Here is a 26910-nt window from a genome sequence, read left to right on the forward strand (position 1 = left end):
GCTGAGCAGCACGGGCACCGGTACGTCCCACGGCGGTCACGGGTTGCGACGCCACCTCCCTGGCCCGGGCGCAGAGCGCCGTCGGTCCTGCCGGATGCCGCCCAGCGGAAGGAGGACGCGATGACCATCTCCTGGGAGGACTTCCTCGCCCGCGTCGTGGAGCGCGGCGAGTACCGGGGCGAGGCGGAGGCGGACCACGCCGCCCGGGTGGTGCTCGTCCTGCTCGGCGAGCACCTGGTGGGGTCCGAGCGGGGCGAACTCGCCGACGCGCTGCCCGCGATGTACGCCTCGCTGCTGCGGGACGCGAAGCCCGCGGCCGAGCCGCTGACCGCCGAGCGCTTCGTCCAGGCCGTGGTCGGGTGGATCGACGGGGCGAGCACCGCGACGGCGCAGTGGGACATCGGGGCGGTGCTCAGCACGGTGGCCGACCTGGTCCCGGGCGAGCTGATCGACCGGGTGATCGAGCAGCTCCCGGAGGGCTACGACCTGCTGTTCGGGCACCCCACGCCGGCCTGAGGGGCAGCCCGGGAGCGGACGCGCCCGAAGCGGCGGCGGTTGCCGGGACGACGGTTGCTCAGCGGCAGAGCGCGGCCGCGCCGATCAGCCCGGCGTCGGTGCCGAGTTCGGCCCGGCGCACGTCGAGGCCCTGGATGTACGAGAGGGCGGCGTAGCGCTCCAGGTGGCGGGCGAGCGGGGCGAACAGCACCTCCCCGGCGGTGGCCACGCCGCCGCCGACGACGACGCGGTCGAGGTCCACCAGGGCGGCCGTGGCGGCGATGCCGGCGGCCAGCGCCTGGGCGGCGCGGTCGAACGACGCGAGCGCGACCGGGTCGCCCGCGGCGGCGGAGGCGGCGACGGCGCGGGCCGTCCGGTCGTCCGCCGGGGGCCGCCAGCCCTCGGCGAGCGCGCGGCGGGCGATCGCGGTACCGCTGGCCAGACCCTCCAGGCAGCCGCGCGAGCCGCACGGGCAGGGCTCGCCGTCCAGGTCGACGGTGATGTGGCCGAGGTGCCCGGCGTTGCCGCTGGGGCCCGGCCGCACCGCGCCGTCGAGCACCAGGCCGGCGCCGACGCCGGTCGACACCACCAGGCAGAGCGCGTTCGCGGCGCCCCGGGCGGCGCCCGTCCAGTGCTCGGCGGCGGCCATCGCGACGCCGTCCCCGGCGAGGCGGACGGGCAGCGCGCGGGCGGCCACCGCAGGGTGCGCGGCGACCTCGGCGACCAGCGGGAAGCCGCGCCAGCCGGGGATGTTGACCGGGCTGACGGTGCCGTCGGCGAGGTCGACCGGGCCGGCGCTGCCGATCCCGACGGCCGCCACGGCGGCCCAGTCGGGCGTGCCGGCGAGCCGGTCCAGCACCTGGTGCACGACGGCGAGCACGGCCGCGCCCGGTGCGGTCGCCGGGGTCGGCAGCTGGAGCCGGTGCCGCAGCCGCCCGTCGCCGTCGACCAGCGCTCCGGCGATCTTGGTGCCGCCGATGTCGACGGCGGCGAACAGCGGGGTGAGCGGCACGGTGGGCTCCCGAGGAGGTAGGGGTCGGCGCCCCGGCCAGGGAGGGCCGGGGCGCCGCACAGCGTAGAGCAGCGCTAGCCGGCGGTCCGCAGCCGCAGGGTGACCAGCTCGAACGGGCGCAGCGCGAGGCACACCGTGCCGTCCTCCACCGTCACTTCGCCGCGGGTGCCGTCCCAGGGCCGCTCCAGCAGGTCGCAGGGGACGGCGCCGGCCAGCGGGAAGGAGGTGGTAAGCCGGCCCCGGGCGCGGCCGCCGCCCGCCTCGTAGACGCGGACGACCAGGTCGCCGCTGCGGTCGTCGGCGAGCTTGACCGCGCTCACCACGAGCGCGTCGGTGTCCGCCTCCACCAGCGGCGCGACCCGCTCGGCGCTGCCGGTGACCCGCCGCTCGGGCAGGCCGATCCGGTAGCCCTCGCGGACGGCGTCGCCGATCGTCGCGCCCGGGACGAGGGCGTGCCGGAAGCGGTGCAGCCCCTGGTCGGTCTTCGGGTCGGGGAAGCGCGGGGCGCGCAGCAGCGAGAAGCGGACCGTGGTGGTGGTGCCGCCGTCTGCGTCGCGCACGGTGCGGGTGACGTCGTGGCCGTAGGTGGAGACGGTGACCAGGGCGACGCCCCAGCCGGGCTCGTCGAGGTGGACGAAGCGGTGGTTGCAGGCCTCGAACTTGGCGGCGTCCCAGCTGGTGTTGGTGTGGGTGGGGCGGTAGAGGTGGCCGAACTGGGTCTCGGCGGCGTAGCGCTCGGTGTGGATGTCGAGCGGGAACGCGGCCTTGAGGAACTTCTCGGTCTCGTGCCAGTCGACCTCGGTGTCGATGTCGACGCGCTGTTCGCCGGCCCGCAGGGTGAGCGTCTGCACCACGGTGGAGGAGCCGAAGGAGCGGGCGACGCGTACCGAGGCCTGCCCGGTGCCGGTCTCGGCGGTGAGCGAGTCGACGCCGGTGAGGTCGGTGACGGTGTTGCGGTAGAACCGGTCGACGTCCCAGGCGTCCCACATGTTGGGGAAGTCCGGGTGGAGCTGCAGCAGGTTGGCGCGGCTGCCGGGGGCTACGGTCTCCCGGCCGCTCGCGACCTCGACCACCGAGGCGATCAGGCCGTCCGCGTCCACCACGACCTCCAACAGCCCGTTGCGCAGGGTGAATCCACCCTCGGGCCGCTCGACGGCCTCGCAGGCCGCGCCGTGGACGACGGCCACCGCGGCGCCGCCGGCCGGCACCGCCGAGCGCGGGTGCGGAGCCGCGTTGAACACCAGCTCACGCCCGCCCCCGGCCGGCCCGGCCAGTGCCTGCTGGGCCGCACCGATCAGCCCCTCCAGCTCGGCGGCCAGTGCCGCGTACGTGGCCTCGGCCTCGCGGTGCACCCAGGCGATGGACGAGCCGGGCAGGATGTCGTGGAACTGGTGCAGCAGGACGGTCTTCCAGATCCGGTCCAGCTGCTCGTACGGGTACTCCGCGCCGGTGCGCAACGTGGCGGTGGCGCACCAGAGTTCGGCCTCGCGCAGCAGGTTCTCGCTGCGCCGGTTGCCCTGCTTGGTCCGGGCCTGGCTGGTCAGCGTGGCCCGGTGCAGCTCCAGGTACAGCTCGCCGACCCAGACCGGCGGGTCCGGGTACTCGGCCTCGGCCTTGGCGAAGAACTCGGCGGGCTTCTCCCAGCGGACGGTGGCCGAGCCCTCCAGGTCCTTCAGCCGGGCCGCCTTGGCGACCATCTCGCGGGTGGTGCCGCCGCCGCCGTCGCCCCAGCCGGTCGGGGCGAGCGAGTGCCGGGCCACCCCCTTGTCCTTGAAGTTCCGTGCGGCGTGGGCGATTTCGCTGCCCTTCATGGAGCAGTTGTAGGTGTCCACGGGCGGGAAGTGGGTGAAGATCCGGGTCCCGTCGATGCCCTCCCACAGGAAGGTGTGGTGCGGGAACCTGTTCACCTGGCTCCACGAGATCTTCTGCGTCAGCAGCCACCTGGAGCCCGCGTTGCGGATGATCTGCGGCAGGCCGCCGGTGAAGCCGAAGGTGTCCGGCAGCCAGGCCTCGTGGTTCTCCACGCCGAACTCGTCGAGGAAGAACCGCTTGCCGTGCACGAACTGCCGGGCCATCGCCTCCGAGCTCGGCATGTTGGTGTCGGACTCGACCCACATGCCGCCGGCCGGGACGAACCGGCCCTCGGCCACGGCCTTGCGGACCCGCGCGTACACCTCCGGGCGGTGCTCCTTGATCCAGGCGAACTGCTGCGCCTGCGACATGGTGTAGAGGAAGTCCGGCTCGTCCTCCAGCAGCGCGGTCATGTTGGCGGTGGTGCGGGCCACCTTGCGGACGGTCTCGCGCAGCGGCCACAGCCAGGCCGAGTCGATGTGCGCGTGGCCGATCGCGCTGATCCGGTGCGCGGACGGCACGGCGGGTGCGGCCAGTACCCCTTCGAGCTGCGAACGGGCGGCTGCCGCGGTGCCGTTGACGTCCTGGAGGTCGACCGCGTCGAGCGCCCGCTCGACGGCGCGCAGCAGCTCCCAGCGGCGGGCGCCGTCCACCGGCAGCTCGGCCATCAGCTCGCCGAGTACCTCCAGGTCCATCACCAGCTGCCAGACCGTCTCGTCGAAGACGGCGAGGTCCATTCGGGCGAGCCGGTACTGCGGCCGGTCGCCGGCCGTCTCCTTGTCGCCCAACTCGGTGGGCAGGAAGGGGTGGTAGTCCAGGATGACCGGGTTGGAGGCGGCCTCGACGTGCAGCAGCACCTGCTCGCCGCCGGCCGCCGGGGCGGCGACCCGCACCCACTGGTTCTGCGGGTTGAGGCCCTTCACCGGGGTGCCGTCCGGCCGGTAGACCAGCCCCTCGCACTGGAAGCCGGGCATGTTGGCGTCGAAGCCGAGGTCGATCAGCGCCTCGACGGTGCGGCCCGCCCAGGCCTCCGGCACCGTACCGGTCACGGTGATCCAGCTGGTGCCCCAGGGCGCGCCCCAGGGGTCGCCGACGGCGATCGGGGTACGCGGCGCGGCCAGGCCCTCGGCGACCGGGACGGGCTCGCCGGGTGCCGTCCAGATGCCGACCGCCAGGGGGACGGACTCGGGGTACACGGCCGGGCGGATGCGCTCGTCCAGGACGCGCTTGAGGCGGGCCTCGACCAGGGTGCGGTCATCGTGCATGTCAGCGGTCTCCGTCGGGTGGCTGGGGGAACGGGCTGCGGGCTGCGGTGATCGGGCTGCGGTGATCGGGCTACGGGGAACGGGCTACAGGGAACGTACGTCGTCGGGGTGGACCACCTCGGTGATGCCGCGCGCGGCGAGGTGCTCGCGGTCCCCGGCGCGTTCGGCGAGGACGGCGGCCGGCCGGGCGCCCGCCTCGGCGAGGCGCATGAACGCCTCGAACACCGGGCCGCCGGGGCCGCAGACCGAGCGCCGGGGGGAGGTGGCCTCGTCCCCGGTGGCGACCACCACGGCGGTGGTGCGCGGCTTCGGCGGCTGCCAGTTCCGGCGGGCCTCGGCGGCGGCCCCGGCGAGCCGGGCGCCGGCCGGCTTGACCGTCCGCTCGGTGGTCAACAGGCCCAGGCCGTATTCGAGTTCGGGGAAGTCGGCGAGCGAGCGGGCCACGTCGTGCGAGCACCACCAGGTGACGCCCCACAGGTCCGGGCAGTCCAGCACGGCCTCGACGGTGGCGCCGGTGAAGCGGGCCGCGTCCTCGGGGGCGATGTGCGGGGCGGGCGCGCCGACCTCCTGCAGCCAGACCGGGCGGGCCGGATCGTCCGCCCAGGCCTTGGACAGCTCGACCAGGTACGCGGCGTGCTGCGCGGTGGCGGTGGAGTGGGCGCCGTAGCGCTGGGCGGTGCCGTTGAACACCCAGGAGTGCACGGCGGTGGCGGCACCGATGCGGGCCGAGTGCCGGGGCGTGAACGGGTGCCCGTCCAGGTACCAGGCGGCGTCGTACGAGGCGTGCAGGTGCAGCCGCCCGGGGGCGCCGGACTCGCAGGCGTCGAGCATCCGGCGCAGCCAGGCCTCCACCTCGGCGGGGGTGGCCCGGTCCGGGTCGGGGTGCGGGCCGCCGGAGAACTGGTTGATCTCGTTGCCGAGCGTCATCCCGAGGAAGTTGGGCCGCTCGCGCAGCGCTGCGGCGAGGGTGCGCAGGTAGGCGGCCTGGCCGTCGATGACCTCGGGGTCGGTGAAGAGGTTGCGCCGGTGCCAGGTCCGGGTCCAGGCGGGCAGGAAGTCGAAGCTCGACAGGTGGCCCTGCAGGCCGTCCACCGCGACGTCCAGCCCGCGCTCCCCGGCCGCGTCCACCAGGGCCGTCAGCTGTTCGACGGCGCGCGGGCGGATCAGGGTGCGGTTGGGCTGGAACAGCGGCCAGAGCGGGAAGACCCGGACGTGGTCCAGGCCGAGGGCCGCGACGGAGTCGAAGTCGGCGCGCACGGCGTCGAGGTCGAAGTCGAGCCAGTGGTGGAACCAGCCGACGCTGGGGGTGTAGTTGACGCCGAAGCGGGGGGCGGTGGTCATCGGGGGGCTTCCTCGACTCGGTTGGGGCGTACGGACGGTGGGGCTATCCCTTCACGGCCCCCTCCTCGACGCCCTTGAAGAAGAAGCGCTGGCAGGCTCCGAACACCACGACGATCGGCAGGAAGGCGATCATGGTGCCGGCGGCGATCAGCCGGGGATTGGCGGAGAAGGTGCCGTTGAGGTACTGCAACCCGACGGTGAGCGTGTACTTCTGCGGGTCGTTGAGCACGATCAGCGGCCAGAGGAAGTCGTCCCAGGCGCCGATGAAGGTGAAGATCACGATCACGCTGATCATGCCGCGCACGTTCGGCAGGCCGACGTGCCACAGCCGCTGCCACACGTTCGCGCCGTCGATCATGGCGGCCTGGTCGAGCTCGACCGGGACGGCGGCGAAGGCGGTGCGCATCAGCAGAACGTTGAGCATGGCGATCGAGCCCGGCAGCGCGACGCCGGCCAGGGTGTCGGCCAGGCCGAGGCTGCGCACCAGCACGTACTGGGAGACGATGGTGACCTCGCCGGGCAGCACGAGCGTGGCGAGGAACAGGCCGAGGACGAGCCTGGCGCCGCGGAAGCGCAGCCGGGCGAGCGCGTAGCCGGCCAGCGTGCAGCCGACGACGTTGCCGGTGATGCAGATCGCGGCGACGATCACCGAGTTGAGCGCGTAGGTCCACACCGGGATGGTGTCGGCGACCTTGCCGTAGTTGCCGAGGGTGGGCTGGTCGGGCAGGAAGGCCGGGGTGCGGGTGTAGACGTCCTCGGCGGGGCCCTTGAGGGAGGTGGACAGCTGCCACAGGAAGGGGCCGACGACCAGGAGCAGGACGAGCAGCAGGAGCAGGTAGCGGGCGGCGGTGTGGGCGGGGGAGGGGGTGTTGAAGCCCCGGGAGCCCTTGTGCGGCCTGCCGGTGCTGCCAGTTGTTTCGAGGGCCTCCGGCGCACCCTCGGCACGCTCGGCGGTCGTCGGACGGGTGGTGGTCGGACGGGCGGTGGTCACGGGTTCAGGCCGCCTTCCGGTTCAGGCGCATCAGGAACAGCATCGGGCCGAGGGTGACGACGAACAGCAGCAGGCTCAGCGCCGAGGCGTAGCCGAGGTGGCCGTTGAAGCCGCGGCTGTACATCTGGATCAGCATCACCACCGACATGTCCCGCCCGCCGGGGCCGCCCTGGCCGTTGGAGAGCACGTACAGCTCGGAGAAGACGCGCAGCGAACTCACCGAGATCAGCGCGGAGATCAGGATCATGGTCGGGCGCACCCCCGGCAGGGTGACGTGCCGGAACCGGCGCACCGGTCCGGCGCCGTCCACGGCCGCCGCCTCGTGCAGTTCGCGCGGGACGTTGGCGAGGGCGGACAGGTAGATGACCATGTAGTAGCCGAGGCCCTTCCACACGGTCAGGGCGATCGCGCTGAACAGCAGCAGCCAGCGGTCGGTCAGGAAGGAGACCGGGGAGCCGGTCAGACCGGTCTGCTGGAGCAGGCCGTTGACCAGGCCGCGGTCGTCCAGCACCCACCCCCAGATCAGTGCCACCACGACGGCGGAGGCGATCACCGGGGTGTAGAAGGCGGTGCGGAAGAAGGTGATGCCGGGGATCCTGCGCTGGACGAGCAGGGCGAGCAGCAGCGGCAGGACGGTCAGCAGCGGCAGGCAGACCACCATGAAGACGATGCTGTTGAGCAGGGCGTCGGCGAGCTGGTCGTCGTCCAGGAGGCGGCCGTAGTTCTCCAGACCGGTGAACCGCCCGCCGCCCAGCGGTTTGGCGTTGGTGAAGGACAGGATCACCGTGTTGACGGCCGGCCAGAGGTTGAAGACGGCCAGCCAGACCATCGCGGGCCCGGCGAGCAGCCAGGGGGTGAACCAACGCCGGTGGGTCATGCCGATGCCTTCCTGGGGCCGAGGGGTGGTGCGGCTCGTTCCCGGGGCGGCGGGTGTGGGGGCCCGCCGCGTCGCCGGTACCGGACGGGGACCGGTGCGTCGCCCGCGCCGGAGGGAGCCCGCCGCGTCGCCCGCACCGGACGGGACGATGTGCGGAGCTCCGGCGGAGGTCAGCCCTTGAGCAGCTTGTTGCACTGCTCGACGGCGGTGTCCAGTGCCTGCTTGGAGCTCGTGTCGCCGCTGATGGCGAGCGCGATCTGCTGGTTGACGACGGTGCTCATCGCGTCGTCGACCTGGACGGGCTGGATCAGCTTGGCCTTGGCGAGCGAGGCGAACGCGATCACCTTGGCGTCGCCCGCGTTGGTGCCGTCGCTCTTGCTGAAGAACGGGTCGTCCGACGAGGCCTTGGTGGACGGGAAGATGCTGGTCAGATGGGCGAAGGCGGCCTGGTTCTCGGCGCTGGTGACCCAGCGGGCGAGGGCGACCGCGGCGGCCGGGTTCTTGGTGCTCTTCGGGATGGACATGCCCTGGACGTACAGCGGCGGGGTGGCCAGCGCCGGGGAGGGGACGACCTTCGGGGCGAGCGTCGGATTGTCGGTGGCGAGGCTGGTGATGTAGTTCGCGCCGGCGGTGGTCCAGGCGGCGGTGCCGGCGTTGAACAGCTTGGTGTTGCCGGCGTAGGTGTTGGTGAGGACGTCCTTGGGGAGCAGGCCCTCCTTGAAGGCGTCGCGGTACTTGTCGAGCAGCGCGGCGGCCTCGGGGGTGTTGAAGGTGAAGGACGTGCCGTCGTCGGACATGATCTTCACACCGGCGTTGTAGAGGTCGCCGATGCCCGGTTTGCGGCTCATCAGGTAGGTCTGGCCGCCGGACTTCTCCTTCATCACCCGAGCCTGGGCGATCAGTTCGTCGAGGCTGGTCGGGGGCTTCTTCGGGTCCAGGCCGTTCTTCGTGAGGAGTTCGGAACTCCAGTAGTTCACATCGGTGTTGAGGTACCACGGGTAGCCGAAGGTGCCCGGGTGGCCGGCGAAGCGGTAGGCGTCGACGCCGCCGGCGACGTACTCGTCGGCGAGCTTCGGGTCGGCCTTGGCGATGTCCAGCAGGAGGTCCTTCCGCGCGAGCGGGAGGGCGAAGTCGGGCGGGAGGTTGACCACGTCGGGAAGGGTGCCGGCGGCGGCCTGGCTGAGCACCTTGTCGGAGTAGCCCTCGCCGGGCTGGTCGAGCCACTCGACCTCGAGGCCGGGGTACTTCTTCTTGAAGCCGTCGATCACGCCCTGCATGTAGTCGGTGAACTTCGGCTTGAGTGCCCAGGTCTGCAGCGAGACCTTGCCCTTGACCTCGCCGGTGGCGGCCGCGCTCGCCACGCTGTCGCCGCTCGTGGTGTCGCCGGAGCCGAGTCCGCAGCCGGTGAGCGCGGCGGCGGTGAGTGCCGTTGTCGTCAGTGCCGCCCAGATTCTTCGCATGAGGGTCTCCCGGTCCTGGGGTGGGTGGGGGATCGTGCTGAGCTCGGGGGTTCCGGAACCCGACCTGTCCAACCTGTCCAATAACTAAACCGGTCTAGCTATGGCAGGGACTATGCTCCCGCCTAAACTTGGCTGTCAAGAGAGGAGTTCGGGATCTGTGGGCAGACCGACGATCGCCGACATCGCCCGCCAGGCCGGTGTCTCCAAGGGCGCGGTGTCCTTCGCGCTCAACGGCCGCCCGGGCGTGAGCGAGGCGACCAGGGCCCGGATCCTGCGGGTCGCCGAGGAGATGAACTGGCGCCCGCACAGCGCCGCGCGCGCCCTCGGCGGTGCCCGCGCCGACGCCGTCGGCCTGGTGATCGCCCGGCCGGCCCGCACCATCGGGGTCGAACCGTTCTTCAGCCAGCTGCTCTCCGGCCTCCAGGCCGTGCTGTCGGCCGGCAGCGTCGCACTGCACCTCATGGTGGTCGAGGACACCGCCGCCGAGATCGAGGTCTACCGCCGCTGGGCCTCCGAGCACCGGGTCGACGGATTCATCGTGGTCGACCTGCAGGTCAAGGACGCCCGACTGCCGGTGCTGGACGAACTCGGGCTGCCCGCCGTCGTGCTGGGCGGGCCCGGCAAGGGCGGCAACCAGCTGCGGATCTGGGCCGACGACCGGGAGGCGATGCTCTCGATCGTCGACTACCTGGCCGCCATCGGGCACCGCCGGATCGCCCACCTGGCCGGGCTGCCGCACTTCCAGCACACCCAGCGGCGGATCCGCGCGCTGCGCGACGCCTCGCGCCGGCTCGGCCTGGAGGAGGCCGTGTCGGTGCCCACCGACTTCAGCGACGCCGAGGGCGCGGCCGCCACCCGTACGCTGCTGTCCCGGACCGGACGGCCGACCGCGATCGTGTACGACAGCGACGTGATGGCCGTCGCCGGGCTCGGCGTGGCGGGCGAGATGGGCGTCGCCGTGCCCGGCGAGCTCTCCATCGTCTCCTTCGACGACTCGGTGCTCGCCCGGATCGTCCACCCGCCGCTGACCGCGCTCAGCCGGGACACCTTCGCGCTCGGCGAGCAGGTCGCCCGCAGCCTGCTGGCGGCGCTGGACGAGGCCGGGCCGGGGCGCGACCTGCAGATGCCCACGCCGCGGCTGACCGTACGGGAGTCCACCTCGCCGCCGGGTGCCGCGCCCACCTCACCCGTGGGTGTGGTTGCTGCGCGAGTCGTTGACACCGGTTCTGAACCGGTTTAGCCTCGCTGCGCCGAGGGGGCCCGGTCCTGCGCACCGCCCGTTGTCATGTTCGTTGAAGTCCCCTCGACGAGCGCCATGTCCCTCGACGAGCACCGTTCCCCTCGACGAGCACCGTTCCCCTCGACGGGCACCGTTCCCCTCGATGAGCACCGCCACGCCCGCATGCACCCGGGCCTGCCGCTGCCGGTGGGCCCGGCCCCACCCACTCCGCTCGATCGGAGCCACCGCATGTCAAGACGTTTCCCCCTGCTGCTCGGCGCCGCGCTCGCGACGGCCTCGCTGGGCGTCGTGCCGGCCGCCCATGCCGCTCCTGCTCCGGCTCCTGCCCCGGCCCCTGCTTCGGCCCCGCCGGTCGCCGCGACCGGTCAGGGCGGCCAGCCCTTCGCCTCGTACTGGTACCCCGGCACCATCGTGAACTGGGACCCGGCCACCGACCCGGACGCCCGCTTCAACCGCTCCCGCGTCCCGCTGCAGCCACGCACCGGCGACCCGGCGCTCAGGGCCAACCCCAACGCCCGGACGGGCGAGGGCAAGATCGCCTCGCTGGTCTCCTTCGGGCCCACGTCCGACAACCCCTCGCAGGGCTCCGCCGACCCCAACTACTACGCCTTCGGGTACTGGCAGTACGTCGACAAGCTGGTGTTCTGGGGCGGCTCGGCCGGTGAGGGCCTGATCCTCGCCCCCAACCCGACCGTCATCGACGCCGCCCACCGCAACGGCGTCAAGGTCTACGGCACCGTCTTCTTCCCGCCCGGCGCGTACGGCGGCCAGATCCAGTGGGTCCGCGACTTCGTCCAGAAGTCCGGCAGCCGGTACCCCGTCGCCGACAAGCTCGTCCAGGCCGCCCAGTACTACGGCTTCGACGGCTGGTTCATCAACCAGGAGACCGGCGGCGGCGATTCGGCCCTCGCCGGCGAGCTGCGCAACCTGATGCAGTACACCAAGGCGCAGAGCGGCACCGAGTTCATGTGGTACGACGCGATGACCACCTCCGGCGCGGTGAACTGGCAGAACGCCCTGACCTCCGCCAACTCGCCCTTCCTGCAAGACGGTCCGAAGCGCACCTCGGACTCGATGTTCCTGAACTTCGACTGGTCCGCGAGCGGCCTGGACTCCTCGCGCACCCTCGCCCGGCAGCTCGGCCGCAGCGAGTACGACCTCTACTCCGGCATCGACACCGAGGCCAACGGCTACAACACCGGCGTGGACTGGAACACCCTCTTCCCGCCCGGCAAGCCGCACACCACCTCGCTCGGCCTCTACCGCCCCGAGTGGACCTGGAAGTCCGCGACCGACCGCGCCGACTTCTACGCCAAGGACGCGCGCTACTGGGTCGGCGCCGCCAACGACCCGTCGCGGATCGATCTCTCGTCGAGCTGGCCCGGCCTGGCCGGCTACGTCGCCGAGTCCTCGCCGATCACCGCCAAGCCCTTCGTCACCAACTTCGACACCGGGCAGGGCGACTTCTTCAACGCGGGCGGCACCCGGGTCGCCACCGGCGGCTGGAACAACCTCTCGCTCCAGGACGTGCCGCCCACCTACCGCTGGGTGGTCGACTCCGCCGGCAGCAGGCTCACCCCGTCCGTTGACTTCACCGACGCCTACCAGGGCGGCTCCTCGCTGCGGCTGACCGGCACCCTGGACGCCGCCAACACCGTCCGGCTCTACCAGACCGAGCTGCCGGTCGCGTCGAGCACCAAGCTCGACCTGGTGGTCAAGACCCCGGCCGCCGGGCCCACCAGGCTCAAGGCCGCCGTCGCCTTCACCGACGCGCCGAACAGCTTCACCACGATCGACGTCGGCGCCGACTCCGGAACCGGGTGGGAGCGCCACACCCTCGACCTCTCCCCGTACGCGGGCCGCACCATCGCCCAGATCGCGCTGCGAGTCGACGGCTCCGACCCCGCCTACGACCTCCGGGTCGGCCAAGTCGCCCTCTACGACGGGGCGGTGGAGACCCCGGCGGCACCGGGCGGCCTCACCGTGCTCGGCGCGAGCGACGTGACCCCGGGCTCCAGCCAGTCCCTGCGGCTGTCCTGGACGGCGGCGCCCGGCGGCAACGTCCACCACTACGAGGTGTACCGCCGCAACGCGGACGGCACCCGGACCTTCCTCGGCGCGACACCCAACGACGCGTACTTCGTCGGGCGGCTGGACCGGGCGGGCGGGGAGAGCGCCACGACGATCGACGTCGAGGCGGTGTCCACCACCTACGGCCGCTCCGGCGCCGCTTCCACCAGTGTGAGTTGGACCGGCACACCGCCGACCGCCCGCAACCTGGCGTTGAACCGCGCGGCCACCGCCTCCGGCCGGTGCAACGCCGACGAGGGGCCGGCCAAGGCCGTCAACGGCAGCGTCAGCGGCGGCACCGGCGACAAGTGGTGCACCCTGACCTCCGCCAAGTGGCTGGAGGTGGACCTCGGTTCGGCGAAACAGCTGTCCCGGTTCGTGGTCAAGCACGCGTCGGCCGGAGGCGAGAGCGCGTCGTACAACACCCGCGACTTCTCCATCCAGGTGCGGTCGAGCACGAGTGACCCCTGGACGACGGTCGCCGGCGTCACCGGCAACACCGCCGGCACCACGACGCATGCGGTGAACACCACCGCCCGCTACGTCCGCCTGGTGGTCACCAAGCCCACCCAGACCACCGACCCGGCCGCCCGCATCTACGAGTTCGAGGCCTGGGGCACGTAGCCCTGCCCGCCCCGCCCGCCCCGCCCGCCCCTCCGGGTTCCAGGAAAGGACGCACCCCGTGCCGGTCGCCATCACCGCCGTCGAGAGCACCGACCTGTTCGTCGGCCCCGAGGACGCCCCGCGCCAGATCCTGCGCGTGACGACCGAGGGCCCGGCCGCCCGGATCACCGTCGGCGGCCCGGGCGTCCACGGCGAGGCGACCGGCACGGGGCCGGTCGAAGTCCCGCTGGAGATCGGCTCCGACGCCCGACCGGGCGACCGGCTCCCGGTCACCGTACGGGCCGGGACGGCGGTCGTGGACGCCGTGGTGGACGTCGCCGAGCCCGGCTGGACGATGTTCCTGGTCTCGCACTTCCACTACGACCCGGTCTGGTGGAACACCCAGGCCGCCTACACCTCCCCCTGGGAACTGCTCTCCGCCGACGCCACCACCCGGCCGCTCTGGGAACGCAACGGCTTCGCGCTCGTCGACGCCCACCTGGACCTCGCCCTGCGCGACCCGGTGTACAGGTTCGTGCTCGCCGAAGTCGACTACCTGAAGCCCTACTTCGACCAGCACCCGGAGCGCCGCGCAACCCTGCGACTGCTGCTGGAGCGGGGGCAGGTCGAACTCGTCGGCGGCACCTACAACGAGCCCAACACCAACCTGACCGGCGCCGAGACCACCATCCGCAACATCGTCCACGGCATCGGTTACCAGCGCGACATCCTCGGCGGAGACCCGCGAACCGCCTGGCAGCTCGACGTGTTCGGACACGACCCGCAGTTCCCCGGCCACCTCGCCGCGGCCGGCCTCACCGGCAGCGCCTGGGCCCGCGGGCCGTTCCACCAGTGGGGCCCGATCCAGAAGAACTTCCGCGAGGCCAAGGACGACGCCCGGGTCATGCAGTTCCCGAGCGAGTTCGAATGGATCGCCCCCGGCGGCGAGGGCGTGCTCACCCACTACATGCCGCACCACTACTCGGCCGGCTGGTGGATGGACTCCTCACCCGACCTCGCCACCGCCGAGCGGGCCGTCTACGAGCTGTACCGCAAGCTCAAGCCGGTCGGGGCGACGAAGAACCTGCTGCTGCCCGTCGGGACGGACTACACCCCGCCGAACAAGTGGGTCACCGAGATCCACCGCTCCTGGGCCGCCAAGTACCTCTGGCCGCGGTTCGTCTGCGCCACCCCGCGCGACTTCCTCGACGCCGTCCGCGCCGAACTCGCCGCCACCGGGCGTCGACCCGGCCCGCAGAGCCGCGACATGAACCCGGTCTACACCGGCAAGGACGTCTCGTACATCGACACCAAGCAGGCCCAACGGGCCGGCGAGGTCGCGGCGGTGGACGCCGAGAAGCTCGCCACCGTGGCCGGTGCCTGCGGGCTGGGACGGTACCCGGCCGCGGCGCTGGACAAGGTCTGGCGCCACCTCGCCTACGGCGCACACCACGACGCGATCACCGGATCGGAGTCCGACCAGGTGTACCTGGACCTGCTGGGCGGCTGGCGGGAGGCGTACGACCTGGCCGGCGCGGTGCGGGACGCGGCGCTGGACGCCCTCGCGGGCAGGATCTCCACGGTGGAGGTCGGCTCGGCGGAGAGCGCCACGGCGGGGGGTGGCCGGGCGGCAAGTGGCTCGGCGGGGGGCGGCTCGGTGGGGGGCGGCTCGGTGGTGGTGACCAACACGCTGTCCTTCGACCGGACGGACCTGGTCTCGGTCGAACTGCCCGCCGGCGCACGGTCGGTGCGGGTGGTGGACGACACTGGTCAGGCGGTGCCGAGCACCGTCGACCGCGGGACGCTGCGGTTCCTGGCCGCCGACGTGCCCGCGCTCGGCTGGCGCACCTGGCGGCTGGTGGAGGGCGCCGCCGAGCAGCCGTGGACGGCGGCCGAGGGAGCCGTCATCGGCAACGAGCGGTACCGCGTCACCGCCGACCCGGCGCGCGGCGGCGGGCTCTCCTCGGTGTGGGACCTGTGGCACGAACGGGAGTTGATCCAGGACGGCCGGATCGGCAACGAGCTGCGCGTGTACGAGGAGTACCCGCAGCACCCCGACTTCGGCGAAGGCCCCTGGCACCTGGTGCCCAGCGGGCCGGTGGTCGGATCCGGGGCCGCGGCGGCTCCGGTCCGCCGGGAGACCGGGCCGCTCGGCGAGCGGCTGGTGATCGAGGGCATGGTCGACGGCGTCCGCTACGAGCAGACCGTCACCCTGTGGCGCGGGCTCCACCGGGTCGACTGCCGGACCAGGGTCGTGGACCACTCCGGCGTCGACCGGCTACTGCGGCTGCGCTTCCCCGTGGACGTGCCCGGCGGGCTGCCGGTCAGCGAGGTCGCGGGCGCGGTCGTCGGACGCGGCTTCGCCATGCCGGACGTGGACGCGGCGCAGGCGCCCTGGACGCTGGACAACCCGGCCAACACCTGGTTCGGGCTTGGCGCCACCGCCCGCGTCGACCTCACCGACCCGGCCGGGACGGCCGTCGGCTCCCGGGCCCTCGGTGTGGCGGAGGTCGTCGTACCGACGCTGGACGCCGCCGCCGACGCCCGATCCCTGGTGGTCGCCCTCGCCCGGGTGGGCGTCACCGCCACCACCTCGGGCGCCGACTGGGCGCGCTACGGCTGGCTGGAGGTGGACTCCAACCTGCCGGACTTCCGGGTCGTCGTCGGCTCGCCGGAAGTCAACGACGCGGCAAGGGAGTTGATCGAGCGGGCGGGCGAGGAGTACGCGGCCGTGCTGAAGGCGAACGGCGCGGTGTGGGTGCCCGCCCTCACCCCGCTCGCCGAGGTCTGGCGCCCCGACGCCGACCTGCGGGACCTGCGGGCGCTGCCGGCCCTCGTCGTCTCCGACGCGGCGGCACTGGTCGACGACCTCGCCGACGCCCGGATCACCGCCGTCTGCCCGGCGCCGGTGCCGGACCGACTCGCCGACCACAGTGTGGCGTTGCTCAGCTTCGGCCTGCCCGGCTTCGCCGTCGACCCCACGGGGGCACTGCACCTGTCGCTGATGCGCTCGTGCACCGGCTGGCCGTCGGGCGTCTGGATCGACCCGCCCCGGCGCACCCTGCCGGACGGCGCCTCCTTCCAAATCCAGCACTGGACGCACGAGTTCGGCTACGCACTGGTGGGTGGGGACGGAGACTGGCGGCAGCAGGCGCTGCCCGCCCAGGGCCAGGAGTTCAACCACCCGCTGTACGCGCGGATCGTCCCCGCCCAGGAGGGCACGCTGCCGGCCACCCTGTCCTGGCTGCGGGTCGAACCGCAGCGTGGGGTGCTGCTCGGCACGCTCAAGCCCGCCGGGAACCCGATCGCGCACGGGTCGGCGGCGTCGGACGGCGGACGCGACCTCACCGTCCGGCTGGTGGAGTCGACCGGGCTCGGGGCGACGGTGCGGCTCGGCGGCGCGCTCGGGCTCACCGACCTGCGCCGCGCCGACCTGCTGGAACGCCCCCTCGGCCCGGCCGGCCCGGACCTCGCCGGCTCGCAGATCGCCACCCTGCTCGCCGCGCCCGCCGCGCCCGCTGTCGCGGCGTCGTGCGACGGCCCCGTCCTCGGCCCGGTCGCCGAACCCGCCCAGCCCGTCCACGCCCGCTACTGGCTGCACAACCGGGGCCCGGCGCCGCTCGGCTACCTGCCGCTGTCCGTCGGCGCCTCGCCGGGCCTGCTGCGGACGGCGGGGGAGACGGTGACCCTCTCGGTCGCCCTGTCGTCGCAGCTGCGGGACACGGCGGTCGAGGGCACGGCGGTGGTGCTGCCGCCCGAGGGCTGGGCCGCGAGCCCCGGCAGCCGCCCGCATCGGCTCGCACCCGGCGGTCACCTGCGCTTCCCGGTCACCCTCACCCCGCCGGCCGACGTCGAGGCCGGGCTGCACTTCGCCGCCGTCCGGATCGAGCACGACGGCCAGCAGATCGAGGACGTGGTGACGATCGCCGTCGGCGACCTCCCCGCGCTCCTGCCCGTGGCGGGAGACACCCCCGAGGACTGGACGGCCGCCCAGGGCACCAAGGCCACCACCGGCCGCGACACCGGCCTGGACCTCGCCGTCTCCCACGAGACCCTGCACGTCACCCCCGGCGGCTGCGCCACGCTGAGCCTCACCCTCACCAACCGCACACGCGGCGAGATCCGGGGCGAACTGCAGCTGGTCTCCCCGTGGGGCACCTGGGACGCGATCGCCGACCCCGTCCGAGGCTTCACCGCCCCGGCGGGCACCCGGACAACAGTGGACTTCGCCGTCACCGCCCCCGAATCCGCCGACCCGGGTTCGTACTGGGCCCTCGCCAAGGTGATGTGGTTCGGCCGCTGCCAGTACGCCCCGACCGTCGCGCTGGTGGTGGAGGCATGACCCTCGGCCTGCTCGACGGACACCCCCTCCCGCGTACGGCGCTCGACCGCCGCCTCGCCGCCCTGCGAGACGGCCCGCGCGCCACCGCCCTGCCAAAGCCCGGCAGTTCGGAGGACCGCCAGCTGACCCGGTGGGTTGCCCAGGTGCTGCTCACCGAGGCCCTGTGCGAGGCGGTGGCCGCCGAACGCCACCTGCCCGTGGGGTCGGCCGGCCCCGCCCGGCTCGACCACCAGGCAGCGGTCGAACTCGGCTCCATCACGGCGGCCGCGTACGAGGGATGCGCGGCCGTGCGCGCCGTCTGCGAGGCAGTGACGGCCGACGTCGAGCCCTCGCCCGCCGACCTCGCCCACTACCGCACCATGACCACCCGAACACCCTCCGTCCGCTGGCGACTCGCCCTCCCCGACGGCGAGACGGAAGCCGACCCGGACACCCTGCCGACCGCCCTCGCGGACGCCCTCCGCGCTGCCCCACCCGGCGAATGGGTCACCGTGGGCCCCTGGACAGCCGCCGTGCGATCCACCCACACCGCCCCGGAGGCCCCCGACCCCACCCCCGCCCTACGAGCCGCCGCCCGCCGAGCAGCCTTCGTCCGCTGGCTCGACCACGAACGCGCCCGACGCCTCACCCTGGTCGAGGGACTGGAACACCCCGGCGACCCCGCCCAACCCGACAACCACCACCGCCACTGATCCACCCGCCCCACGCCCGCCGCGCCCGTCGCGCCCGTCGCGCTCGCCGGCACGAGCCCGGCGGGCAGGCGGAGTTCGCAGTCCGAGCGTCGGCTCAGACGTGCGGGCTACCGAAGGGTGCGGACCATGACGGCGTAGAGCGGGGCGTCCTCGAAGGGACGGTGCTCGCCGACCTTCCGGTATGCCCAGCGCTCGTACATCGCCTGGACTCGCGGATGGGTGACATCGACGTAGAGGACAGCCAGCGCCTCGCCCCGTCCGGCCAGCAGGGCATCGTGTGTCTGTTCGGCGATGCCCCGCTTCCGCCACTCGGGGCGCACCATGACCTCGGACACCGCGAACGTCGATGTGTCGGTGGGCGTCGACATGTGCTTGCGCCACCACTCGCGACCGTTCTCCAAGGGGGCGCCGTAGGAATATCCGACCGGCACGTCGCCGTCGTAGGCCACGACACAGCTGTAGCCGGGCCGGGCGGTCCAGTGCTCGGCGAACCAGGGAAAGCGCTGGACGAAGGGGTCGTCGGCTTGTTCCCGGTAGGCCTCCGTGTGGACGTCGATGAGCAGTTGCGTGTGATCAGCGGGAATGTCGCCGGCTTCGTAGCGGCGGAGGGCTATCGTCACTGGTGTTCTCCCTGGGCATGTACTCGGTCGGTCCACTCTCGCGTAACCGCCGAGGTCGGTGCCAGGGTGATCAGACCGCGATGGAAGTCGCCGAGGAGGGTGCGCAACCTGGGCGGCAGTGGGTCGGTGCCCATCAGGGCGTACACGCCGGTGGCGGTCGCGGTGGCCTGTTCGAGTTCTCCTTGTCCGAGTTGGGCCAGCGCGAGGCGGGCGGTCGCGGATGCACGATTGCGGCGGAACTGCGCGGGGATCCCGGCCAGCGCGCGGTGCGATGCGCTCTCGGACTCCGGGCTGTTGTCGAGGTGTTGATGGACGACAGCACTCAGTGCGAACAGTTCGGCCTGCCCGTAGAAGTCGGTCCACGCCGGACGTTCGCGGCTGTCGGCGCGGCCCAGCGCATCACTGGCATGCCCGAGGCAGCGCAGGGAGGCCTGCCGGTTGCCTGTGGTGGAGTGGGCAATGGCGGCGCGGGCGTGGGCGAGAGAAGCCAGGAGTGGGTCTCGGCGGGCCGCCCGGGAATCCTGGGCGGCCCGGGCGGCTGACAAGGTGACCGACGGCCTGTTGCGTTGGTAGCCCACCATGGAGAGGCAGTTGAAGACCCGCAGCGCGGTCACATGATCATCTCCGAGACCGGAAAGGCGCAGCGCCGTCCCGAAATGCCGCTCGGCGTCGTCCAATCGGCGGTCGTCGATACACGAGAACCCGGCAGTGGCGGTGTAGTCGGCGGCGAGGCTGTAGAGGCGCCGCTGGACGCCCTCGCTGATGGTTTTGTCCACCTTGCCGAGCGCCTGGTCGGCGCCGGCCAGCGCGGCTGTCTCAAGTGATCCGTGCCCGCCTCGGTGGTCATCGAGCGCCGTGAGTGTCTTGAGGCTCTCCTTGAGCCGGTCGACGTCACTGTGACCGACGGTGCGGCCTCGGAACGCGCCGGTGGACGGGACGGCGGCGGCGGCCGATGCGGCGAGGAAGTTGCGGCGGCGCACGGGCTCCTCCGGTGGTGCTTGGGGCCGGGTGGTGCGAGGTGGGATGAAACCGAGTTGCTCGGGCGTGCGGTTCAGCGCGCGTTCGAGCGCGGTACGGATTCTGCCCTGCGGCCATCGTGACTGTCCGGCGAGCCAGGTACCCACCGTCCTCACCGTGAGCGTTCCCGGGCATCCGAGGGCAACGAGCTCGCGGTTGACCAAGCGCGCGAGTGCGGCCCTGGTGAGGCCCATGTCTGCCATGACGGCGCGTAGTTCGGGATTGCCCCCCATGGACTCAGCGTATCCGGGCGGTTGCGGAGCGAGCATGGCCCGATGTAAAGGGAAGGTCAATTTTTCCCTCCGAGGGAGCCCGTGCCGGCCCGGTCTTTCACTTCCCGTAGGTGATGCGCGGGAGTTGAGTGGGAGTCGGAACAGGCCGGGCGCCGGCACACCGACGACCCGGGCATCGCGAGGAGGAGCAATGGGGTGGAACCTGATCGTCAGCCCGCTCAGGACGGCCCGGTTTCCGGTGCCGCTGGAGTGGGACGTTCTGCCGGGCGGGGAGGCGGTTCCGCCGGCCCGAAGGTTGCTGCTGGACATCGTCCGCGCCTGGGGCGTTCCGCTTGCCAAGGAATCGCTGCGGGACCTCGAACTCTGTGCGAGCGAGGTGATCGCCAATGCCATGGAGCACGCGAAGGCGCGCTGTGCGGTGACCGTTCGCCGCCTGGGCGGGCGGCTTCGTATCGAGGTCGCGGATCCTGCCCCGGCATTCGAACGCGGCGGTACGGACCCGGAGGCGACCGGCGGGCGCGGGCTGATCCTCGTCGAGGCGCTGGCCGACGCGTGGGGCTGGCATCCGGCGGGGGCGGGCAAGGTCGTCTGGTTCGAGTTCCCGGAGTCCCGCGAGCTGCCGGGCACCGTCCACGGATGGGGCACGGCGCGCGAACTCCGCCTCCTCCGGCCGGTGGCGTGACGGCCGCACGGGCCTGAGCCTGTGCCGGCAGTTCGGTGCCCGCAGGGTCAGACGGTGAACTCCTCGTGCGGGACGCCTGCCGCCCAGACGGCCTCGAAGGCCGTGGCGCACAGCGTCACCGCGGCCTCGTCCTCGGTGAAGGTGCGCCCCGCCCAGTCTCCGTCGCCGGTGAACCAGTGGAACAGCGCCAGTCGTCGGTCGATCAGCCAGAAGTCGTTGCCCGGGAGGGCGATGGCCGATGCCCGGCTTCGCGGGAGCCACCGGACCTGCTCGCCGGCCGCCAGGTTGACCGGGGTGACGGCGTGCTCGTACCTGATGTAGTCGGTGACCGGCTCCGAGACGACGCGGGCGCGGCGCATGACGACACCTCGGGAGATCGCGTCCTCCACCAGGGGGATCCAGGCCGGCCAGAACGACGCGTTCGGGTCGTTGTCGACCTCACCGGTCCTCGTGAAGCGCTCGAAGGCCTCGACCTCGTCGCCGACCGCGTAGCTGTCGCGCATCTCCAGGTGCACGGCGGAGTGCTCGGCGCCCCTCAGCAGTTCGGCGAAGTCCGGCGCGTTCTGCGTCATCACATGCCCTCCTCGATGCCTGGACGATCCCGTTGAACCGTACGGCCGTCGGCGTCTGAAGGCACCACCGTTACTTGACCAGCCGGAAGCCCGGCCGTTCGACCCAGGCCCGCAGGAACTCCGCCGTGACCAGTGCCGTGTCCCAGCCGTCGTCGGTGATCCCGAGCAGGCCGGGGAGCCCGGCGATCACCTCGTGCTGACTGTCCGCCAGTTCGGCCTTGCCGACGCCGCCGATGACGTCCAGGACGGCGGCGGTGAGCAGGGCCGTGGCCACGTGGTCGATCCGGCCGTTGCAGCCGGCGCTGATGTTGACGGCCAGTACCGGCGGCCGGCCGAGCACGGCTGCGATGGCGTCGGTGTCCTCGTCGGCGTGCTCGGACTCGAAGATGTGGTCGTCCCCGGCGCCCGCCCCCATCAGGTAGATGTAGAACGGCCGCCGCCAGTCCTCGCGCCGCGGATCGAAGCCCACCAGGGCGGCGAGCCGTTCGTCCGCAGGCTGCAGCCCACCGGGCAGCGGCGGGTACGGCGGCCGCCGGTCCGTGCCCCGGGTGTCCTCGACGCCCAGTCGCTCCGCGGGCACGTTGACGTCGTAGCGCCCAGGGCGTTTCTCCTCGAAGTGGGAGGAGAGCCCCACCACCAGCTCGCGGAACTCCCGCAGCGCAGCTGGGGAGAGGGGCGTCGCGAGGTCGATCACCAAGGTCGGTCCGGACATGCGGGGAGCTTACGAGGGCGAGCGCGATCGCGCTCGGGCATTTCGAGCCGATCATTTCGAGTCGATCGGTTCTCGACGTGCAGCGGTGCCACCGGGGAGACTGGGGCTCGACGTTCCCGTTCGTGAGGAGTTCTGATGCAGGTAGCCGTGGTCACCTTCGACGGGTTCAACGAGCTCGACAGCTTCATCGCCTCCGCCCTGATCAACCGGTGCCGTGCGGACGGCCTGGAGGCCTTCATCACGACGCCGACTCCGGTGGTCACCTCGATGAACGGCGTCGAGGTGACCGGGCAGCGCCCGATGGAGTTCGTGACCGACGCCGACGTCGTGCTGGTCGGCAGCGGGGTGAAGACGCGGGACGTCGTCGCCGACGACCGGCTGGTCTCCCGGCTGGTGCTCGATCCCGCGCGCCAGCTGATCGGGGCGCAGTGCTCCGGCGCACTGGTGCTGGCCCGGCTCGGGCTGCTGGAGGGCATGCCCGCCTGCACGGACCTCACGAGCCGGCCCTTCGTCGAAGCCCGCGGCGTCACCGTGCTGGACGCGCCGTTCCACGCCGAGGGGAACATCGCCACGGCGGGCGGCTGCCTGGCCTCCCAGTACCTCGCCACCTGGGTGATCACCCGCACGCTCGGGGAGGCGGCCGCGCGCGCCGCCATCGAGTACGTGGCTCCGGTCGGCGAGAAGCAGGCGACCGTCGAGCACGCCCTGCGTGCCGTCCACGCGGGCGAGGTCGCCTTGCCCTGACGGCCCCCGGGAGCCTGTCGGCCGTGCTCCGTAGGCTGTCGGCGTGAACATCGAGGACCTTGACTGGCAGGCCGGCTCCCGCGGCGGGATCACGCCGCTGATGGTGAAGGCGCTGCTTGAGCGCGGGCAACTGGAGCTGCTGGTGCGGGCGGCCCGCGAGCGGGGGGAGTGGTTCTGCGCGCAGGCGGCGGTGCGGGAGCTGTGCGCGGCGGGGCAGGCCGAGCGGGCCTGGGAGGTGGTGCGGCCGTTCGCGGAGACCGGGTGGCGGCGTGCAGTGGTGCTGGGCGCGGACGCCCTGGTCCGGTCGGGGCGGGTCGAGGAGGCGCTGGCGCTGGTGCATCCGGACGCGGCGCTGCGTGAGCCCGGGCAGGCGGCCGACGAGGTCCGGGGGTGGGGCGCGGATCTCAAGGCCCTGGAGCCGTACGGCGAGTACGCCGCGGTGCTGGCCGCGGCCGGGCGGGTGGACGAGGCGATCGACGTCCTGGAGCCGTACACCCGGGAGGGGCAGCTGCTGTGGGAGCTGGTGGACGTGACGGAGGGCCGGGGCCGCGACGAGCGGGTCCTGGAACTGCTCGCCCCGCACGCCGAGCGGGTCCTGAAGGCCCGGGTCCTGGAGCGCTCCGGCCGCGCCGGTGAGGCGATCGAACTGTTCGCGGCGGACGTGGCCGCGAGGCGCTGTCGCTCGCACAACGCCCTGGAGTTCTACGCCGGGCTCCTGGCCCGGCACCGGCGGGTGGAGGAACTGCGCGCCCTGGCCGGGCGGGAGGCGAGCGTCTTCCTGGGCCCCTTCGTCACGCTCATGGAGGAGCTCGGGCGGGCGTCGGAGGCCGAGGCGGTGCTGCGCGCGGGCGTCGCGGCCGCCGACGGCACGGACCCTGGCGACGGTTCGGGATCCGATACCGACCCCCACTCCCGCCACCGGTCCGGCCTGATGCGGCTGCTGGCCCGGCAGGGCCGCCTGGACGAGGCGGTGGAGGCGGCGCGGCCCACCTTCGGGAACCTGTACGGCTGCGGGAACCTGCTCGAACCGGCGATCCGCCTGCTGTTCGACCACGGGCGGCCGGAGTGGGCGCTGGAACTGCTCGACGGGTGCAGCGAGGAGCTCGCCCGGGAGGACCCGGCGTGGGTCCGCTCCAACCGGTGGTGGCTGATGGGCGAGTGCGGGCGGGCCCGCGAGGCCGTCGCGGAGATCGACGCCCTGCCGGCGGAGGACGCCGACGAGCGGGAGGACACCACGATCGCGTTCCTGCTGGAGCGTGACGGCCGGCCGGAGGAGGCGGTCGCGCTGCTGCGCGCCTCCACCGAGCACGGCGCCCCGCACGACCTGGCGCACCTCCTGATCCGGTTGGGCCGCCCGGCCGAGGCCGTCGACGGATACCCCTCCCTGGCGGCCCAGCGGGAGGCCGAGGACCGGCGGTGGAACCGTTGGAGGGAGGAACCGGCGGCGGGCTGAGCCGCGAGTCGGTCCGCGTGGAGCAAGTCCGCGCGGAGGCGTTTCGTTCGGAGGCGTGCTCACGGGTGGGCCCGGGCCATGCCTGTCGACAGGATCTGCCGCAAGGCGATGAGGAGATGCGCCCCGTCGGCAGGCCGGTGCGGCGCCCGCCAGGCGATGTGACCGTCGGGGCGGACGAGGACGGCTCCGGCCGGCGCGTCCTCCCCGAGCAGCGCGGGCGGCAGTGGGTGGACGGTGACGGGCAGGCCCGCTGCGGTGGCGGTGTCCGCCTGCGGTTGCCACACCGACTCCGTGGTGGCGGCCGCCAGCAGGGTGAAGTCGGGGCCGACGAGGTCCAGGGTGGAGGCGGGCCCGCTCGGGCCGGCGAGGCGCAGGTGGGGGAGCCGGGTGCCGGGCGCGCCGACGGGGTGGGTGTGCTCGGGGTCCAGCGCCGGCCGGGCCGGGGTGGCAGACGCGGTCGGGTCCGTCGGATCTGCCGAGTCCGCCGAGTCCGCCGGATCCGCCGGATCCGCCGGACTTGCTGGATCGGTCAGGACGGCGGTCGACCGGTAGGCCGCGGTCAGCAGCAGCTCGTCGTCGATCCGGTAGCCGCTCCGCGCCCGGGAGTTGGCGAGCGAGATGTCGATGACCTGCCGGGCCACCGGTCGGCGTTCGGCCTCGTAGCTGTCCAGCAGGGCCTCGCCCGCCGTTCCGGCGACGACCGCGGCGAGCTTCCACGCCAGGTTGTCCGCGTCGCCGAGGCCGGTGTTCATGCCGTGCCCGCCGGTCGGGGGCACCGCGTGGGCCGCGTCGCCCGCGAGCAGCACCCGGGAGCGGCGGTAGGCGGAGGCGAGGCGGGCGTCCATCCGCCAGGTGAGGGTGGAGCGGACGGCGACCGGCAGGTCCGGCAGCCCGGCGGCGTCCCGGACCAGCTCGCCCAGCCGCGGCCGGTCCGCGATCAGCCGGGCGACGTCCTCGTGTGCGGGGTCGTACGGGTACTGGTAGATCCAGTGCCGGTCGTTGTCGACGGCCAGGAAGCCGCCGCGGCCGGGCGGGGTGAGGAAGTAGGAGGCGCTGGCGCGGTCGGCGACGACCTCGCCGAGCGGGGCCTCGAAGCGGACGCTGAGGAAGTGACCGAGGCCGGTCGGCCCCTCCATCGCGATCCCGACCCCCTCGCGGACGGTGCTCGCCGCGCCGTCGCACCCGACCAGCCAGTCGGCGCGCACGGTGTGCCGCTCGCCGGTGGTGCGGTCCTCCACGGTGGCGTGCACGCCGTCACCGTGCTCGGCGTCGCGGTGCACGCCGTCACCGTGCTCGGCGAAGGCGACCAGCCGGGTGGCGAACCGGACGCCGTCCGGAGCGAGTCGGCGGGCCCGCCGCAACAGGACGGGCTCCAGGGCGTCCTGGGAGCAGATCAGCCCCGGGGAGGGGGTGCGTTCGATGCCGCCCTCCTGCCCGGCGACCCCGGTGCGGACGAAGTCCGGGTCGACCAGGTCACGGCCGCGGTAGAAGTGCACCTGCGAGGCCGGCAGCCCGGCCCGCCGGACCTCCTCCTCCAGGCCGCAGCGCCGGAAGATCTCCATCGAACGCGCGGACACTCCCCGCGCCTTGGGGTGCTGAGAGGTGCCCGGGTGTGCCTCGACCAGCAGGTGCGGCACGCCGTACCCGGACAGCAGGACCGACAGCGTGAGCCCGACCGGGCCCCCGCCGACGATCAGGACGGACGTCGTCTCCGGGAAGCGCATGCCACCCACCCCTTCGTAACGCTCATTGATTCGATTTGACGTTACCATGGTGGGCAGGTGACCACCCGAGACGAAGAAGGCGACCCCATGGCGCACAGCAGGTCCGTGGAGCAGGATCCCGGCGACGGCAACCCCCGCGGCCTCCACTTCCTCGCCGAACTCGCCAACACCGTCCGCGAGGACCCCGCCGCGAGCGCCGCCGACCTCCAGGCGCTCCTGGAGCGCCACGGCGGCCCGCCGTTCCGGCTCACCGACGCCGACGCCCGAGAACTGCGCGACGCCACCGCCCAGGTGGCCGCCATCCTCGGCACCGACGACCCCGACGAGGCCGCGGGGGCGATCAACACCCTGCTCGACCGCCACCCGGCCAGCCCCCGCCTCGTCCGCCTCCCGGGCCGACCCTGGTCCCTGCACACCCGGGCACCCGCCGACGCCGGCCTCACCCACTGGCTCCTCTCCACCGCCGCCCTCGCCCTCGGCCTCTGGCTCAGCGAACGCGGTGCCTGCGCCTGGGGCCGGTGCGCCGCCCCCGGCTGCGGCCGCTTCTTCATCGACACCGGCCGCCGCACCCCCCAGCGCTACTGCAGCCCGCGCTGCGCCACCCGCGTCCGCGTCGCCACCCACCGCGCCCAACGGGCGGCAGGGTCTGACGGGGCGCCAGGGGGCGCGTCCCGGTAGGTCCGGACCTCGGATGTGCCCAGTCATGGCACGGATCTCCTTCCGGGCCGCTCCCTCGGCGGCTTCCGATGTCCCTCAGCCTCCCGCATCGACACCGTCGCCCGGCAGTTGCCGATCGGCACATTTCCGCAGTCCGTAGGCCCGCGGGCCCCGGCCCTCGGCCGGGGGGCCGGGGGGGGGGGGCGGGGCCGGGGGCGGCGGGCGGGGTGGGACGCGGGGGCGGGGGGGGGCGTGGG

The 26910-nt window shown here is 73.2% G+C and carries 20 protein-coding genes; 9 read left to right on the top strand and 11 right to left on the bottom strand.

Going from position 1 to position 26910, the window contains the following annotated elements; genetic code table 11:
• Positions 1 to 120 precede the first annotated feature (120 nt).
• Positions 121 to 516 carry a DUF2267 domain-containing protein gene (locus ABTY56_RS19580; RefSeq protein WP_350630182.1) on the top strand — a complete coding sequence of 132 codons (396 nt, stop codon included), beginning with the start codon at positions 121 to 123 and terminating at the stop codon, positions 514 to 516.
• Positions 517 to 574: 58 nt separating this feature from the next.
• Here the strand turns inward: ABTY56_RS19580 and ABTY56_RS19585 are convergent, their stop codons facing one another.
• The 6 genes from ABTY56_RS19585 to ABTY56_RS19610 all read right to left on the bottom strand — a co-directional run bounded on the left by ABTY56_RS19585 (position 575) and on the right by ABTY56_RS19610 (position 9292).
• The gene (locus tag ABTY56_RS19585) at positions 575 to 1507 is read right to left on the bottom strand and encodes an ROK family protein (RefSeq protein ID WP_350630183.1); all 933 of its coding nucleotides are present in this window, start codon (positions 1505 to 1507) and stop codon (positions 575 to 577) included.
• A gap of 74 nt (positions 1508 to 1581) precedes the next feature.
• Entirely contained in the window at positions 1582 to 4623 is a 3042-nt protein-coding gene (locus ABTY56_RS19590) for an alpha-mannosidase (RefSeq protein ID WP_350630184.1), read from the bottom strand.
• An 84-nt stretch (positions 4624 to 4707) separates the two neighbouring features.
• Positions 4708 to 5964 carry a glycoside hydrolase 5 family protein gene (locus ABTY56_RS19595; protein WP_350630185.1) on the bottom strand — a complete coding sequence of 419 codons (1257 nt, stop codon included), beginning with the start codon at positions 5962 to 5964 and terminating at the stop codon, positions 4708 to 4710.
• Between the two features lie 43 nt (positions 5965 to 6007).
• Positions 6008 to 6955 (bottom strand): carbohydrate ABC transporter permease, encoded by a 948-nt coding sequence (locus ABTY56_RS19600; RefSeq protein ID WP_350630186.1) that lies wholly within the window; start codon positions 6953 to 6955, stop codon positions 6008 to 6010.
• 4 nt (positions 6956 to 6959) lie between these two features.
• Positions 6960 to 7832: a carbohydrate ABC transporter permease gene (locus tag ABTY56_RS19605; RefSeq protein WP_350630187.1), complete on the bottom strand. Its 873-nt coding sequence runs from the start codon at positions 7830 to 7832 to the stop codon at positions 6960 to 6962.
• A 170-nt stretch (positions 7833 to 8002) separates the two neighbouring features.
• On the bottom strand, positions 8003 to 9292 hold the full coding sequence (locus ABTY56_RS19610; protein ID WP_350630188.1) for an ABC transporter substrate-binding protein: 1290 nt from the start codon (positions 9290 to 9292) through the stop codon (positions 8003 to 8005).
• A 157-nt stretch (positions 9293 to 9449) separates the two neighbouring features.
• On the opposite strand from ABTY56_RS19610, the gene ABTY56_RS19615 reads away from it, so the two are divergent.
• The 4 genes from ABTY56_RS19615 (at position 9450) to ABTY56_RS19630 (ending at position 18239) form a co-directional block, all read left to right on the top strand.
• Entirely contained in the window at positions 9450 to 10532 is a 1083-nt protein-coding gene (locus tag ABTY56_RS19615) for a LacI family DNA-binding transcriptional regulator (protein ID WP_350630189.1), read from the top strand.
• Positions 10533 to 10760: 228 nt separating this feature from the next.
• Positions 10761 to 13226 carry an endo-beta-N-acetylglucosaminidase gene (locus ABTY56_RS19620; protein WP_350630190.1) on the top strand — a complete coding sequence of 822 codons (2466 nt, stop codon included), beginning with the start codon at positions 10761 to 10763 and terminating at the stop codon, positions 13224 to 13226.
• Between the two features lie 58 nt (positions 13227 to 13284).
• On the top strand, positions 13285 to 17547 hold the full coding sequence (locus ABTY56_RS19625) for a glycoside hydrolase family 38 N-terminal domain-containing protein (protein WP_350630191.1): 4263 nt from the start codon (positions 13285 to 13287) through the stop codon (positions 17545 to 17547).
• Entirely contained in the window at positions 17544 to 18239 is a 696-nt protein-coding gene (locus tag ABTY56_RS19630; RefSeq protein ID WP_350630192.1) for a DUF7158 domain-containing protein, read from the top strand. The genes ABTY56_RS19625 and ABTY56_RS19630 overlap by 4 nt, the downstream gene beginning before the upstream one ends.
• Before the next feature lie 107 nt (positions 18240 to 18346).
• Here ABTY56_RS19630 and ABTY56_RS19635 read toward each other — a convergent pair whose 3' ends face one another.
• Complete coding sequence (locus ABTY56_RS19635) at positions 18347 to 18859, bottom strand: GNAT family N-acetyltransferase (protein WP_350630193.1); 513 nt, start codon at positions 18857 to 18859, stop codon at positions 18347 to 18349.
• Complete coding sequence (locus tag ABTY56_RS19640) at positions 18856 to 20109, bottom strand: NsdA family TPR-like regulatory protein (protein WP_350630194.1); 1254 nt, start codon at positions 20107 to 20109, stop codon at positions 18856 to 18858. Before ABTY56_RS19640 ends, ABTY56_RS19635 begins: the two co-directional genes overlap by 4 nt.
• 190 nt (positions 20110 to 20299) lie before the next feature.
• Between ABTY56_RS19640 and ABTY56_RS19645 the strand changes: the two genes are divergently transcribed.
• Positions 20300 to 20791, top strand: a complete 492-nt coding sequence (locus ABTY56_RS19645) for an ATP-binding protein (protein WP_350630195.1) — start codon at positions 20300 to 20302, stop codon at positions 20789 to 20791.
• Positions 20792 to 20838: 47 nt separating this feature from the next.
• Here ABTY56_RS19645 and ABTY56_RS19650 read toward each other — a convergent pair whose 3' ends face one another.
• Both ABTY56_RS19650 and ABTY56_RS19655 read right to left on the bottom strand, forming a co-directional pair.
• Positions 20839 to 21363 (bottom strand): DUF6879 family protein, encoded by a 525-nt coding sequence (locus ABTY56_RS19650; protein ID WP_350630196.1) that lies wholly within the window; start codon positions 21361 to 21363, stop codon positions 20839 to 20841.
• A gap of 70 nt (positions 21364 to 21433) precedes the next feature.
• Positions 21434 to 22075 (bottom strand): DUF6368 family protein, encoded by a 642-nt coding sequence (locus tag ABTY56_RS19655; RefSeq protein WP_350630197.1) that lies wholly within the window; start codon positions 22073 to 22075, stop codon positions 21434 to 21436.
• Positions 22076 to 22210: 135 nt separating this feature from the next.
• On the opposite strand from ABTY56_RS19655, the gene ABTY56_RS19660 reads away from it, so the two are divergent.
• Positions 22211 to 22819 carry a DJ-1/PfpI family protein gene (locus ABTY56_RS19660; protein ID WP_350630198.1) on the top strand — a complete coding sequence of 203 codons (609 nt, stop codon included), beginning with the start codon at positions 22211 to 22213 and terminating at the stop codon, positions 22817 to 22819.
• 43 nt (positions 22820 to 22862) lie between these two features.
• Complete coding sequence (locus ABTY56_RS19665) at positions 22863 to 24272, top strand: tetratricopeptide repeat protein (RefSeq protein ID WP_350630199.1); 1410 nt, start codon at positions 22863 to 22865, stop codon at positions 24270 to 24272.
• A 59-nt stretch (positions 24273 to 24331) separates the two neighbouring features.
• Here ABTY56_RS19665 and ABTY56_RS19670 read toward each other — a convergent pair whose 3' ends face one another.
• Positions 24332 to 25996 (bottom strand): FAD-dependent monooxygenase, encoded by a 1665-nt coding sequence (locus ABTY56_RS19670; RefSeq protein ID WP_350630200.1) that lies wholly within the window; start codon positions 25994 to 25996, stop codon positions 24332 to 24334.
• A gap of 87 nt (positions 25997 to 26083) precedes the next feature.
• Between ABTY56_RS19670 and ABTY56_RS19675 the strand changes: the two genes are divergently transcribed.
• Positions 26084 to 26674 carry a CGNR zinc finger domain-containing protein gene (locus ABTY56_RS19675; RefSeq protein WP_350630201.1) on the top strand — a complete coding sequence of 197 codons (591 nt, stop codon included), beginning with the start codon at positions 26084 to 26086 and terminating at the stop codon, positions 26672 to 26674.
• Positions 26675 to 26910: the final 236 nt, after the last annotated feature.

The organism is Kitasatospora sp. NPDC097691, assembly GCF_040302665.1.
GTDB lineage: Bacteria > Actinomycetota > Actinomycetes > Streptomycetales > Streptomycetaceae > Kitasatospora.

Coding starts and splice junctions, on each gene's coding strand:
- ABTY56_RS19580 (WP_350630182.1), top strand. CDS start 121: ATGACCATCTCCTGGGAGGACTTCCTCGCCCGCGTCGTGGAGCGCGGC.
- ABTY56_RS19590 (WP_350630184.1), bottom strand. CDS start 4,623: ATGCACGATGACCGCACCCTGGTCGAGGCCCGCCTCAAGCGCGTCCTG.
- ABTY56_RS19595 (WP_350630185.1), bottom strand. CDS start 5,964: ATGACCACCGCCCCCCGCTTCGGCGTCAACTACACCCCCAGCGTCGGC.
- ABTY56_RS19605 (WP_350630187.1), bottom strand. CDS start 7,832: ATGACCCACCGGCGTTGGTTCACCCCCTGGCTGCTCGCCGGGCCCGCG.
- ABTY56_RS19610 (WP_350630188.1), bottom strand. CDS start 9,292: ATGCGAAGAATCTGGGCGGCACTGACGACAACGGCACTCACCGCCGCC.
- ABTY56_RS19620 (WP_350630190.1), top strand. CDS start 10,761: ATGTCAAGACGTTTCCCCCTGCTGCTCGGCGCCGCGCTCGCGACGGCC.
- ABTY56_RS19630 (WP_350630192.1), top strand. CDS start 17,544: ATGACCCTCGGCCTGCTCGACGGACACCCCCTCCCGCGTACGGCGCTC.
- ABTY56_RS19640 (WP_350630194.1), bottom strand. CDS start 20,109: ATGGGGGGCAATCCCGAACTACGCGCCGTCATGGCAGACATGGGCCTC.
- ABTY56_RS19645 (WP_350630195.1), top strand. CDS start 20,300: ATGGGGTGGAACCTGATCGTCAGCCCGCTCAGGACGGCCCGGTTTCCG.
- ABTY56_RS19650 (WP_350630196.1), bottom strand. CDS start 21,363: ATGACGCAGAACGCGCCGGACTTCGCCGAACTGCTGAGGGGCGCCGAG.
- ABTY56_RS19655 (WP_350630197.1), bottom strand. CDS start 22,075: ATGTCCGGACCGACCTTGGTGATCGACCTCGCGACGCCCCTCTCCCCA.
- ABTY56_RS19660 (WP_350630198.1), top strand. CDS start 22,211: ATGCAGGTAGCCGTGGTCACCTTCGACGGGTTCAACGAGCTCGACAGC.
- ABTY56_RS19670 (WP_350630200.1), bottom strand. CDS start 25,996: ATGCGCTTCCCGGAGACGACGTCCGTCCTGATCGTCGGCGGGGGCCCG.
- ABTY56_RS19675 (WP_350630201.1), top strand. CDS start 26,084: ATGGCGCACAGCAGGTCCGTGGAGCAGGATCCCGGCGACGGCAACCCC.